Raw genomic sequence first — 13,199 nt, 5'->3', positions numbered from 1 at the left:
ACTGCCTTCGATGGTTCGAATCCGTCTCCCTCCACCATATTCTCCTTAATTGGAAAATCGAAAAGCCAACTCATTGAGTTGGCTTTTTTCGTTTCTGAGCTTTATCTCTTACTAAACGTGTCTTCTAAAACAACCCTCAACTTCCTAAACACTAACCCGCTCCTACAAATAACTAAGCGATCTAGCCCATTCAAACATCAGTGATCCCATACTTCAGCATGACGCTCACAAACCAGATAAGCAGCGCAGCCTAAACAATTGCTCGATACATGTTCTTCGCATTCGTTCGCAATTATCTGTTTCTGCTGCAAAGTAACCTCAGGCTCCAATACGGGTTCAAAGAACTTTGTCATTACTCATTACATCCAAATAAAATCAGTTAGTTAGTCTCAGGTTAATCCAATCTTTAACTAAGATACATATCATTAGACGCAAAAAAGCCCCTGCTGATTTCTCAGCAGGGGCTTTCTATTATTTGGTGTTATTCCGAATAACTACATCCTATTGATGTTGAGTTAAATCCTGGAATTAACCTTGAATACCAACAATTAACCAAGGTGCATTGTTAGTTGTTAGGTCACGCTCTAGATGCCAGATATCAGTGATATCTTCTTCAACGCCATCCGCTGTGTCACGGTAACGACCGCTAAACTGAAGGCTTAGCTGTGCTTTGCTACCATCGTGGTCTGCGCGAACGATTTCAGCATCAACGTACATTACGTCTGTGTGCTGATCACCGTCTAGCTTATTACGCTCAGCTTTTAGGTCTTCAAATAGGCTTGGAGATACGTATTCTTCAATCGTGTTTAGCTCGTTGTGATTCCATGCACCTTGCAGTGTACGGTAGTGCTCACGAGAACCATTGATGAATGCCGCTTGATCAAAGCCCGGTGGGTAGTTATGTGGAACATCGCTTTGTGCACCAAAACCGAAACCACCAGCAGCGCCTTGTGATTGAGGTTGTGTTTGCTCGAAGTTATGAACATTTGGTTGTTGCTTAGGTTGTTCAAACTTGTTCTGACCCATGCCGCCGAATGCTGGCTGTTGGCCACGTGCATTCTGCTGATTCATTGAGCCCTGCTTCGCGCCCAACATTCCGCGTAGGAATTTAAACGCTAGGAAAGCAATCAGACCCATGATCAGAATATCCATGAACTGGATACCTTCAAATGCGCCACCAAAGAATGCAGCTAAAAGACCACCAGCAAGTAAACCACCTAGCAGACCGCCCATAAGGCCTTTCTTGCTAGAGTTAGCTGCTGTGTTCTTACCTGTTTGATCTTGACGGATCGAATTCGTGTTTTGTTGTTTTGGTGCTGGAGCCGTTTTAAAGCTTTTGCCAAATGACTTACCACCACCAAACTTTTTCGCTTCAGCGATTGGCGTCACCGCGACTGTTACCAACAGGATCGCGACTAGTGAGAAAAATCGTTTCATTATTATCCTTTATAGGTTTTTTATCTTTCGACACCTTAATCATACTCGTTAACAAAGAACAATGAAATATTCACCGTGTTTACACATGTATCATAATATTGCGGCTATTAATTGATTACTAAACTAGCGAAGGGATTGACGGCACTCTGGGGCAGCATTAAAATATTGAACGATGTTCATTTAATAGAAAGTACCCATGGCAAGACGAAACGATCATACTCGCGAACAATTAGTGCAATTAACCTTAAAAACGGTAACCGACTTCTTAGAAGAGCACTCTTATCACGAGCTAAGTCTACGTAAAATCGCCAATATGATTGGTTACGTTCCAAGTACCTTAGTAAATGTATTTGGTAATTACAACCTACTGCTTTTGCATGTGGTCGCTCAAACATTAGATGAACTGGCGTCAGAATCCGCTGCAACTGTTGAACAATCGAGCAACCCTCAACAAGCTCTATTCAACCTTGCCTACTGCTACCACGATTTTGCACAGAGACACCCTCACCGTTGGCAGCTTATCTTTGAGCACAACATGAACGGTGAAAACCTTCCTGAATGGCAATCGAACCGCATCGATAGAATGACAGGCATGCTAGAACAGTTGCTAGTAGCGATTGCTCCTGAACATACGAAAAGCGAAGTCGTTAAAGCCAGCCGTGTATTATGGTCTGGAGTACACGGAATTACTCTACTTAGCGTTGATGATAAATTTTTCGCCTCTGAGCCTATTGATGGTAAAGAGCTGATCAATAACCTAGTCTCAAACTACTTAACCAACTGGTAATCATCCAAGGAAAGACAATGAACAACAGCAGCCAATCTTCGCTGTTAACGCAAAAAAGGTTCCTACCCTACTTTATTACCCAATTTCTAGGAGCCTTTAACGACAACATATTCAAAAATGTCCTGTTACTGTTTGTTGCTTTCGCAAGCGTAGACACGCTGCCTATTTCCAGCAATCTATTCATTAATTTGGCCGCTGGCCTTTTTATTCTGCCCTTCTTCCTATTTTCAGCTTTGGCTGGTGTACTGGCCGACAAATACGAAAAATCGTGGTTTATCCGTAAAGTTAAGCTCCTCGAAGTAGTGATCATGTCACTGGGTGCGATCGGATTCATCTACGAAAGCTACGGAATATTACTTCTGCTCCTGTTCCTTATGGGAACGCAGAGTGCTTTCTTTGGCCCGGTGAAATACGCCCTGCTTCCACAACAATTAGAAACAAAAGAACTGGTATCTGGTAACGCTCTCGTCGAGACAGGTACATTCTTAGCGATCCTGATTGGTACTCTCGGCGCAGGCATCATTGCATCTGAAGAAGGCGCAAAGCTCATTGCTGCGGTGTGTATTGTTTCGTTCGCCGTGCTTGGCTATGTATCAAGCTGGTTTATCCCACAAGCGCCAAGTAATGCACCAGACCTTAAAGTAAAGTGGCAACCTGTAAAACTGACCCGCGCGACACTGGCGATTGCAAAAAAAGATCGCCCGACCTTTCAAGCTCTGATGTCTATCAGCTGGTTCTGGTTCCTTGGTGCGGCTTACCTAACTCAGTTTCCCAACTTCACTAAACTGCATCTAAACGGCACTGAAAGCTCCGTCGCCTTTTTACTGGCACTATTCTCGGTAGGCATTGCAATCGGCTCTTTAGCTTGTGATAAGTTATCTAATCACCGAATTGAAATCGGCATCGTGCCAATGGGCAGCTTAGGTATCTCGATCTTCGGTCTTCTGATGGCGATATCCATCCCGGAGTCTTTGCCTGACTTTAGTTCTTTCCATCAATTCGTAACCTACTCAGAGCTGTGGCCACTGTTTGCTTACCTTCTGCTTCTGGGTATCTCTGGCGGTGTCTTTATTGTTCCTCTGTATTCACTGATGCAGTTACGTGCCAAGCCCGACGAGCGTGCCCAAGTGATTGCCGGGCTCAATATCTACAACTCACTGTTCATGGTGGGAAGTGCGGTATTAGGTATTGTTTGCCTTAGTGTTCTAGATCTTTCAATTCCGCAGCTGTTTATCTTGCTCGCTGTGGGCAACACTTTGGTGATGCTGTACCTGTTTTATCAGGTGCCTATCTACGCTTTCCGCTTCTTTACGTGGGTGGTCACTCACACCATGTACAGAGTTAAACATAAGAACTTACATCACCTGCCAGAAAAGGGCGGTGCGTTGATTGTCTGCAACCATGTGAGTTATATGGATGCACTGCTGCTGAGTGCGGTTTGCCCTCGCTTGATCCGTTTTGTGATGGAAGAGGATTACACCAAGTTGCCGCCAATTCGACGCTTCTTGAAAAGAGCTGGGGTGATTCCAATCTCCGCGACCAACCGCAACTCGATTCGAAACGCTTTCAAAGAAGTAGAGCGTGCCCTGCATGAAGGTCACATCGTGTGTATTTTCCCAGAAGGAAAGCTCACCTCTGATGGCGAAATGGCTGAGTTCATGCGTGGTATGGAGCTGATCATCAAACGTTCCCCTGTCCCAGTGATTCCTATGGCTCTTAAAGGATTATGGGGTAGCTACTTTAGTCGTTACAAAGGCCGTGCCTGCAAAGGGTTACCCACTCGCTTCTGGACTAAGCTAGAGATAGAAGCTGGCGAGCCGATTTCACCTAAACAAGCCTCTTGTGAAACGCTTCGACAGTCAGTCTCTGACCTTCGCGGATCATTACGCTAGTTAACCAGCCCTTTATTCATATCAGTTGAACAAGCGTTAAGTTTTCCTTAACGTTTGTTCAATTCATTTAGACTTACTTATCATTTTATTGAACGTATAGTGGTCTCATCACAATAACGCCACAACAAAACAAGACTCTAAATACAATGAACCTAAAAAAGTCCGTTCCATTTTATCTTGCTGCACTGTTTTGCTTAACGCCTTGGGTTAGCTCACCGACAGCCCTGGTTATCGGTTTCCTGCTTGCTAGTTTAGGATTAGTCCCTGAACACTTGGAAGTCGGCAAGCTTACCAAAAAGCTACTGGCCTACTCTATTGTTGGCTTGGGTTTTGGTATTCAGTTTGAAAAAGCATTAGCAGTAACAGGCGATGGTATTGGGCTCATTGTAACGACGATTATCGGTACATTAGTCATTGGTTGGTTCTTGGCGAAACAAATGGGGCTAGACCGCACTACGGGCTATCTTATATCTTCTGGTACCGCGATTTGTGGTGGTAGCGCGATAGCAGCAGTGGCACCCGCGATCAAAGCAGACGATGAACAGATTGGCTTGGCATTAGCCACCGTATTCGTGTTGAACTCGGTTGCTCTATTCTTATTCCCGATGATTGGTCACGCGCTTGAGCTCAGCCAACAAACATTTGGTACTTGGGCAGCGATAGCGATTCACGATACGTCTTCTGTAGTAGGTGCAGCTTCAGCGTATGGCGAAGAAGCACTGACGACAGCGACAACATTGAAGCTCGCTCGCGCACTTTGGATCATCCCAATCGCTTTAATTAGTGCGATGATCTTCAAGAACGATCAAAAGAAGATTACGGTTCCCTACTTCATTTTCTTCTATTGCGCCGCTATCGCGGTGAGTGACTTACTGCCACAATTTGAGATGGTCTATCAAGGAATCTTTGATGTGTCTAAGCGAGCACTGGTCGTGTGTTTGTTCTTAATTGGCTGTGGTATTTCAGTTGAGAAGTTAAAAGCGGCAGGGCCGAAACCACTGATGTTTGGTATTACAATGTGGGTCATGATCTCAACGGGTTCATTGGCGTGGTTAACTCTCGCTTAGCCCGCATAGAAACGCTTTAGATGTTTGTTCGGTGAACTAGACACTCAAGTTAGCGAGCAACAAAACAAAAAGGCAAAGCTCCAATGGGCTTTGCCTTTATCGTTTGTGGTAAGGGTATTCTTTGTTGTAACAATCACGAATCAAACAGGGGCTTATCACTCTTCTTGCTCTCTCTTTTCATTAAAACAAGTACCACAACCAACACAAATGCGGTGAGCTCAGCCAACGAACGAGTCAACCCTGACGAGATGATTGCTTGGCCTATCTGCAGTAAAACCGCAATGGTGAGGGCAATTTTCATAATAAGACCTTATTCTATAATCCGTTATTTATATGGCTTATTATGATGGATGGTTATAAAGATAATAAATTCTGTTTTGAACTATCTAATTGCTAAATTAACTAACCGCCTGACAGCTTAGTCACCTAACAACTTCGCAAATAACGTCGAGGTAAGCGCTTACCTTTAACTCCTATGCTGAGACAACCAAGATGCCAATCCAGCGCGTGAGACCTTAATACCCTGCTGTTCTTGCTCAGGCATTCGATAATACTCAACAGGAAATTTGAACCGCTCAAGACGTCCATTCAATTGCTCAGCAAACCACTCTTTGGTTGGCAAATCAGCACAATCCACAATAGCGACAGGTCGAAACCCGAACTCATCGTCTTCAATAGGAACAATAAAAGCCTGATTAACCTCAGACAATTGATTGAGTACTCGCTCAATTTCTTCGCAATGAATGTTCTCACCACCAGAAATAAACTGGTTGTCGGCACGGCCAATAATCGACACTTGTTCGCCAAGCCACTCACCAAGATCTTTGCTATCAAACCAACCGCTCTTATCAACTAATGGCGTTAAGTTACCTTGATAGTAATACCCGGACGCGAGCGTCTCGCCACCAATAAAGATACGTTGTTCTTCAATTTTTAGCTGGCGATGGTTAAGGACAAAACCGGCGGTGCTGCCGGCATCAACGGGCTTCGCGGTCACGGTTGAAGCCGCTTCAGTCATGCCGTATCCAAGCCATGTTTCGATGCCCATTTGTTGAGCTTCGAGCCCAAGTGCTTCTGGTATATGACTACCACCCAAAAGTACATGCGTTAAAGTAAGTGCTTGCTTACTCTTTAACAATCGATGTAGTTGAGTAGCGACCAATGAAGCATGACTGCATTCTTCTATATCGGTTTCAAGCTGACCTGTGCCTATTTTGATGCAACCACCAGCCGCCAACCAACGATGAACTATCGCCAGCCCCGACACATGGTACATAGGTAAACTCAGTAACCACGTGTCACCTTGTTGATAACGAAACACCTCAAGCAGCCCTGACGCAGAGCATAGGTGCTGCTCAAGTGTATGAGCGACCGCTTTTGGGTTTCCGGTAGAACCTGAAGTGAATACGATGCTCGCTAGATTTTGCGGATTGAAATTGGATTCTTGAGGTGTCGTTATCTGCTCATCATCACCATCAAACTTCAGTTCACTTAGGCAAGGCAAGGTCACCAACTGAGTATTCAAATCGGCAGTCTCTGATTGCTCTATTCCGCTATTGCCCAAGAGCCAAAGGCAGCTCTGTTGATCTGCTTGATATAAGGAATCGAGCTTTTGCTTCAGGCGTAAACTAGGCTGAGGCATCGTAAACGCACAAACCACACCCAAATTGAGTGCGGCAAGATAAACAGGGATCACTTCAGCTTGATTCTTACCAACAATCGTCAGTACATCACCTTCAGATAGGCCTTGATGAGATAGCTGTTGTTGGTACTCACTAACCAACACAAACACTTGCTGCCAAGTATAAGTGCGGTGAGTGGTCACTAACGCTGGTTGAAGTGGGTTTTGCTGCGCCCACTTTACCCAGAGCGGGGGATGATTAGATTGTGGGCGCATCATATGATAACCAAAAATAGATTAAGAACTTGTTAAGCTAACTAAATAGCCATTCAAATAGCTCGGTCTAAGAAGACCAAATCAATTGTTGCTTTTCAAGCGTAGAGACAGGCAACTGACAGCCCGGCCAAGAAACCTCTAGCTGCTGCTTGAACAAGCCAATCGTATCCAACCCCGGCACTTCATTTGGCAAATATTGCTGCGCCAGACGAGCAATCTGAGTCAGACCTAGGCTCGACTCAATGCTTGAGCTCAATACAGGTTTCATTCCAAGCTTCTGTGCTCGCTCAATGATTGCCACGCAACGCTCGACAGAACCAATAAGAGTTGGCTTGATCACGACTGCTTTAACACCAGTAAGGTCGCTAAGATCAAATTCCGGGCTGCGCACCGCTTCTTGCAGTGTCTCGTCCCACGCAATCGCCACACCATGGTCAATGGCAAAGGCCAAACTGTCTTCTGGCTTTTGGCAAGGCTCTTCGATAAAGCTTATACGCTGGCGCATTGACGGCGAAATGTATTTAATGAATTGCTTCGCTTTCTCTGGCTTCCACGCACGGTTGGCATCAAGTCTTAGAGTCAAATCAGGGATCGACTCAAGGAATAAGCTAACCAACATGCCATCGCGAATCGCTTCGTAGAGGCCGACTTTCACTTTCGCGACCTTCTCGCCTACCATCTCATTCAATACAGGAATCAGTTCATCTGGATCGCCTGTACACAAAGGCGCCGCTTGGTAGTTACCTTGAGCGTTAAGATCGCCTCGCAATTCCATCATCGCCATTGAAAAGCCAAACGCGACAGAAGGATACAGCTCGTCGAAAGGCGTTTGAGGCTTATTGTGGCTCCAAAGCTCTAATTCGTGTTGAAGCTGAATGCCAGCTTGTTCGGCATCTTCTTGGCTAAAACCGGGCAAAGGCGCAACTTCGCCAAAACCAGTTTTACCATCACACTCAAGTTGGATGATATAGCCAACACGTTCGTTCAACTTATTGTCACGAAGAACCACACCACTATCCATAGGTAATTGATAACGGTAAAGTTTAGCGTGACGCTGAGAATTCACTGAGTTCATAAAGTTTCCTAAAAAACGGGGAACATCAAAACAAAACGAGCCGCTATTAGCGACTCATTTTGAAGAGGAGAAAGACTATGGATTACGCGGGAACTTGTCGAAGTCCGGTCGACGTTTCTCGTTGAATGCGTTGCGGCCTTCTTGGCCTTCCTCTGTCATGTAGAACATCATGGTTGCGTTACCAGCCAACTCTTGTAAGCCTGCTTGACCATCACAGTCAGCGTTCAGTGCCGCTTTCAAGCAACGCAGTGCCATTGGGCTGTGTTGAAGCACTTCACGACACCAACGAACTGTCTCTTTTTCTAGGTCAGCAACAGGAACAACGGTGTTTACAAGGCCCATGTCCAGTGCTTCTTGTGCATCGTAGAAGCGGCACAAGAACCAGATTTCACGTGCTTTCTTTTGACCAACGATACGAGCCATGTAAGAAGCACCCCAACCGCCATCGAAAGAACCCACTTTAGGACCCGTCTGACCGAACTGCGCGTTTTCAGCTGCAATAGTAAGGTCTGCCATCATGTGAAGTACATGACCGCCACCGACTGCCCAACCCGATACCGCTGCGATAACTGGTTTTGGACAAGTACGAATTTGACGTTGGAAATCAAGTACATTCAAGTGGTGCGTACCTGAGTCATCTTGGTAACCGCCGTAGTCACCACGGATACTTTGGTCACCACCAGAACAGAACGCCTTCTCACCAAGACCAGTCAAAATGATTACGCCAACTTTCTCGTCATAACGAGCATCAGCCAGTGCATTGATCATCTCTTTTACGGTTTGTGGACGGAACGCATTGTGCACTTGAGGGCGAGCAATCGTGATTTTCGCAATACCGTCATCAGACTTGTGGTATTGAATATCTTCATATTGACTGCTTTCATCGCGCCAGTTAACGGCTGCGTAAAGTTCTTCTTCTGTGATGCCTACTGTTTTAGCCATGATGATTCCCATTGTTCTATTAGAGAGCGCGACTAGCGTAGAGTCGCGACGGTGTTGCTCTGCTTTCTATAGCGCTTGATACGAGAGGTTCGCTCAGTCAGTTCATCAACGACTGGCGATACATTGGATGATCAGATTTGAAAACATCTCTGGTTGCTCAAAATGAACATTATGACCCGCGTAATCCACCTGACTATATTCAAAGCCACTATTCTCAGCTAGCTCCATGAATTTACGATCTTTTTCTCCACATACATAATGCAATAAATGCTCATGAGATTTCAATGTGGCACGTAAATCTGGTTGCTTAGCTAACGAAGTAGATAACAACATATTTGCTACGGATACTCCAAGGTTACCACTACGCTTTATGACCAAAGTTTGTCTTTGCTCATGATTTAGTGAAGAAAAGACGCTTTGTTGATACCAATCGTCTAAAACATCTTCAATCGACTGCTGTGCAAAGCGAACAGCCCATTGCGTATCGTGTACTAACCTTTGTGCTCTTTCTTCATCACATTCCAAGCCAAAGTTGCCACCTTCAATGATGACTTTCTCTAAGTTAAGAGTTTCGAAGCAAGGGCTTGTTACCCCATACATGGCAAGCCTTCCCCCCATAGAATACCCAATCACCACGATAGGATAATCGACAGGAAGATCGTTGAGAGCCAGCTGAGATGTGATGCACTGAACTATCTTGGTACAGCAATGATCAAAGCCTACAGGGTCGATAAACCGGCTTTGTCCGTGTCCGGGCAAATCTATGCAAAGACGAGGAAAGTCTTCGAGGAAGGGGTGGCATGCACTCCAATCATCCCCGCTTCCGAGTAAACCATGTAAAAAAACAAGCAAAGGTTTGTCAGAAGATTCTTGTACTGCTGGGTAATAATTGGAGTAAAGCATGTAAAGTCCTTAGGCTAATGCCTCGGTGAGCATTGAGCTGAATTGCTTCAGCAAAGTAGACGCTTGTTCGGGAGGCGTCTTAACTTCTACGAGCAAGGTACCCTGACCTTGTTCAAAATGTTGTTCGATGAGCGTTTGATAGCAATTCAAGGTTTCTGGCACCGCATAACCAAGATGGAATTGCGCAGCAGCATGTTCAAAATTGAAACCATGAGGCATTTGATATAGAGACTGTTTTTGTTGCTCAGGAACCGGCAAAAAATCAAAGATTGCCCCACCATCGTTATTGGTAACCACAATAACCATTGGTGTTGTGCTGTGAGTAAGTAGCGCCAGCGAATTTAGGTCGTACAACAAAGAGGTGTCACCAATCAGCATCATCAAAGGATTCTGGTTGGCCTTTATCACTCCCGCAGCCGTCGCCACCAAGCCATCAATGCCCGATGCACCGCGGTTGCTGTAGACTTGAGTCGCAGAGATTGATGACAGCATATCCACCAGCCTTACCATCAAGCTATTTCCCACAAAAAGCTCTCTGCCCTTAAGTCTAGACGACAAGTCAACGGCAACGCTCAACTCTGTCAGTTGGTCGTTATTAGAGATTTGCGCCAACGCTAACTGCTGAACCGTATTCGCGACTTCCGCCAAAGATGCCGCCCAGCCAGCATGTTCTCCCAACAGCGTTGGTAGATGTTGCTCTGATAACCAATGTTCGATATCAGCGACAATATGAGTTTGAGGCAGATGATCTTGATTAATACGATGTGCATCTGGTGAAACAACGATGTACTGCGATGAACAAAATGTGGCAGCTTGTTCTTTTACCCATTGGTTAAGACGCTTAGATACGATGCGCTCACCAAACTGGATAATAAAATCACACTGACTAAGCTGTGCTTTGGCTGCGTCACTTTGCATCCATAAATCATAGTGTTTCCAGTCACTACTGACACCCGATTGAGGGTCACAGAATACTGGCCAGCCCAAAGCTGTCGCAAACTGCTTGGCTTTAATTGCGGCTTCATTCTCGATAGAACCAATAATCACTGCGCCTTTACGAGCGACATAATCACTTGCTGAGACAGGCTGAGCGATTAAATGACTGGGCAAATAAGTGTTCGAGTAAAGGCAGGTTGAAGCTCTCCAAGCTGCCACGCTCTTTGTATAATCCGCATACATCTCGGCGCTATTAGCGGAATAAAGCGGTTCTGGGAACGGACAGTTGATATGAATAGCCCCACCGACGCTGCGCTGTTTCGCCAGTGCGTTATCAACCGACGTCAAAAGCCAATTCAAAGAAACTTGTGTCGTTGGACTTGGAAGGTTTAGTGCCGTTTCAACGTGAGACGAAAAGATACCCTGCTGCTGAATCGCTTGATTGGCACCACAGTCGACTAAATCAATCGGTCGATCGGAGGTCAACAAGATTAGCTTTTCTCGCGTTAATCCAGATTCAGCGGTCGCTGGTAGAAGGTTAGCTACGGCAGTTCCAGAAGTAACAACCACCGCAACGGGTTTGTTGCTCGCTTTAGCTAAACCTAAAGCTAAAAACCCAAGACCACGCTCATCAAAGTGCGTATGTAAGGTTAGCTTAGAGTTAGCTTCGGCTTCGAGTGTTAATGGTGTTGAACGAGAGCCTGGCGCGATGCAAACATGTTCAACACCGCTGCGGGCAAGCTCTTCAAGTAATGTGTTACACCAAACTCTGTTTAATACAGCTTGGTCGTGATTCATGACGCCACACCTAATGGTGGGTGATCAGAAATGAGACTGAGCAGAGTCGACATCTTCTTATTCAGCTCTTGCCACTCATGTTCGGCAACCGATCCCGGCACGATCCCCGCGCCAGCAAACAGTTGTACTTGATCGTTTACAATCAAGGCGCTTCGAATCGCCACGCAGAATTCCGCTCGCTGATGACTGATATAGCCTACAGAGCCTGCATACCAACCTCGTGCAAACGGTTCGTGTTCAAGAATGAAATCCATCGCCTCTTTACGAGGTAAACCCGCCACCGCAGCAGTTGGCTGTAAGGCAGCAAGCAACTGCACACCATTAACGCCATTGTTGAGCTGAGCATGGATATTGCGCTTCAAATGCTGCACCTTACGCAAGCGCACTAGACGCGCATCCTTTTCAACATGGACCGTTTGAGAATGAGGAGTGAGACGCTCAATGATGTCGTCGACCACATACTGGTTCTCATTGAGGTTTTTGCTGTCTTGAGAAAGCCAGTTGGCCAGTTCCATATCCTCAGTAGCGTTCTCTCCGCGACCAATGGTTCCAGCAAGCGCCTCGGTATCAAGCTCCGTACCATGTCGGCTATATAAGCGCTCTGGTGTCGAGCCAATGAAACTGTGTTTAGAATCCAGCACCAACATAAAGTGGAAACTGTGGTGATTTTGCAGATAGCTGGCTTTAAGTAATTGAGCTGCGCAGATAGGCGCATCGAGTTGCAGTGTGGTTTTACGTGCTAAAACGACTTTTTTGTACTCTTCATCGCTAATGCCTTGCAGCACTTTATCGACAAGGTTGCCCCACTGCTCTCTTTCTGGAACGTGATTGATCTGTTCAATATGGGCAGACAAAGGCGCCAATATCGCGGCTTCTACAGAAAGCTTATTCAAAGCATTAATAGAAGAAACGCGATCAGGGGACAAATTAACCGCCAGCGACCAAGTATTGTCAAAGCGGATCAATTCAACCTGAGGAAGGAAGAAAAACGACTCCATGCAGCGACGGTTCTTTGCGGTGTGCCCATCAAACGAGCGTCCACCCCAGATTCGTTGGTCTTCACCAAGAATAGCGTACGCGGGTGCAGGATCTGAAAACGTATGTAACTGTCCGAGCGCAACAACCTCTTCACGAGTGTCGCGTGACTGCCAGTAGAACTTAGGAAAGAGCGGTTGAGCATGAAGCCATTCTATAAATGCAAACGATGGTTTTTGCGTTAGAACTTCAACACAACGAACTTCGCTTGCTTGGGCATTTTGTACTCGCTCAATCAAAGCGGAGATAGTTTGCTGGAAATGTGACAAATCGACCTCGTTCACATCTAAATTATTATTATATTAGTTTGATACTTTATGGGCAGTACCCACTTAGATCAAGAATGTACTATATCTTTTCAACATTCCTGTGATTTTAAGCGATCCCGCCCCTTTATTCATCTTAGCCAATAACCAAGAAAGCGATTAAT

The 13,199-nt window shown here is 45.6% G+C and carries 11 protein-coding genes and 1 tRNA gene (1 of these 12 cut by a window edge); 4 read left to right on the top strand and 8 right to left on the bottom strand.

Features of this window, described 5'->3' with window-relative positions; genetic code table 11:
* Window positions 1-37 (top strand) — tRNA-Tyr (locus tag AB6E51_RS00285); it begins 148 nt to the left of the window's first position.
* A 491-nt stretch (window positions 38-528) separates the two neighbouring features.
* Here AB6E51_RS00285 and AB6E51_RS00280 read toward each other — a convergent pair.
* Window positions 529-1,437 carry a Tim44 domain-containing protein gene (locus tag AB6E51_RS00280; protein WP_017068945.1) on the bottom strand — a complete coding sequence of 303 codons (909 nt, stop codon included), beginning with the start codon at window positions 1,435-1,437 and terminating at the stop codon, window positions 529-531.
* 196 nt (window positions 1,438-1,633) lie between these two features.
* Here AB6E51_RS00280 and AB6E51_RS00275 point away from each other — a divergent pair, with 196 nt between their 5' ends.
* From AB6E51_RS00275 to AB6E51_RS00265, 3 genes are all read left to right on the top strand, one after another.
* Entirely contained in the window at window positions 1,634-2,224 is a 591-nt protein-coding gene (locus tag AB6E51_RS00275) for a TetR/AcrR family transcriptional regulator (protein WP_048613073.1), read from the top strand.
* Window positions 2,225-2,241: 17 nt separating this feature from the next.
* Complete coding sequence (locus tag AB6E51_RS00270; protein ID WP_102320179.1) at window positions 2,242-4,116, top strand: MFS transporter; 1,875 nt, start codon at window positions 2,242-2,244, stop codon at window positions 4,114-4,116.
* A 146-nt stretch (window positions 4,117-4,262) separates the two neighbouring features.
* The gene (locus AB6E51_RS00265; protein WP_017060176.1) at window positions 4,263-5,183 is read left to right on the top strand and encodes a YeiH family protein; all 921 of its coding nucleotides are present in this window, start codon (window positions 4,263-4,265) and stop codon (window positions 5,181-5,183) included.
* A 133-nt stretch (window positions 5,184-5,316) separates the two neighbouring features.
* Here AB6E51_RS00265 and AB6E51_RS00260 read toward each other — a convergent pair whose 3' ends face one another.
* From AB6E51_RS00260 to AB6E51_RS00230, 7 genes are all read right to left on the bottom strand, one after another.
* The gene (locus AB6E51_RS00260) at window positions 5,317-5,484 is read right to left on the bottom strand and encodes a hypothetical protein (RefSeq protein WP_017060175.1); all 168 of its coding nucleotides are present in this window, start codon (window positions 5,482-5,484) and stop codon (window positions 5,317-5,319) included.
* 165 nt (window positions 5,485-5,649) lie between these two features.
* Entirely contained in the window at window positions 5,650-7,083 is a 1,434-nt protein-coding gene (gene menE / locus AB6E51_RS00255) for an o-succinylbenzoate--CoA ligase (RefSeq protein ID WP_372058354.1), read from the bottom strand.
* 64 nt (window positions 7,084-7,147) lie between these two features.
* The gene (gene menC / locus AB6E51_RS00250) at window positions 7,148-8,155 is read right to left on the bottom strand and encodes an o-succinylbenzoate synthase (RefSeq protein ID WP_017060171.1); all 1,008 of its coding nucleotides are present in this window, start codon (window positions 8,153-8,155) and stop codon (window positions 7,148-7,150) included.
* A gap of 75 nt (window positions 8,156-8,230) precedes the next feature.
* Window positions 8,231-9,097 (bottom strand): 1,4-dihydroxy-2-naphthoyl-CoA synthase, encoded by an 867-nt coding sequence (menB, locus tag AB6E51_RS00245; RefSeq protein ID WP_017064079.1) that lies wholly within the window; start codon window positions 9,095-9,097, stop codon window positions 8,231-8,233.
* Window positions 9,098-9,202: 105 nt separating this feature from the next.
* Entirely contained in the window at window positions 9,203-10,000 is a 798-nt protein-coding gene (menH, locus tag AB6E51_RS00240; RefSeq protein ID WP_017065885.1) for a 2-succinyl-6-hydroxy-2,4-cyclohexadiene-1-carboxylate synthase, read from the bottom strand.
* Window positions 10,001-10,009: 9 nt separating this feature from the next.
* Complete coding sequence (menD, locus tag AB6E51_RS00235; RefSeq protein WP_372058352.1) at window positions 10,010-11,734, bottom strand: 2-succinyl-5-enolpyruvyl-6-hydroxy-3-cyclohexene-1-carboxylic-acid synthase; 1,725 nt, start codon at window positions 11,732-11,734, stop codon at window positions 10,010-10,012.
* On the bottom strand, window positions 11,731-13,038 hold the full coding sequence (locus AB6E51_RS00230) for an isochorismate synthase MenF (protein WP_065583685.1): 1,308 nt from the start codon (window positions 13,036-13,038) through the stop codon (window positions 11,731-11,733). The genes menD and AB6E51_RS00230 overlap by 4 nt, the downstream gene beginning before the upstream one ends.
* Window positions 13,039-13,199: the final 161 nt, after the last annotated feature.

Source organism: Vibrio sp. 10N.247.311.47, from assembly GCF_041467535.1.
Classification (GTDB): Bacteria; Pseudomonadota; Gammaproteobacteria; order Enterobacterales; family Vibrionaceae; genus Vibrio; species Vibrio crassostreae_C.
This window is presented reverse-complemented; position numbering and strand designations above follow the sequence as displayed.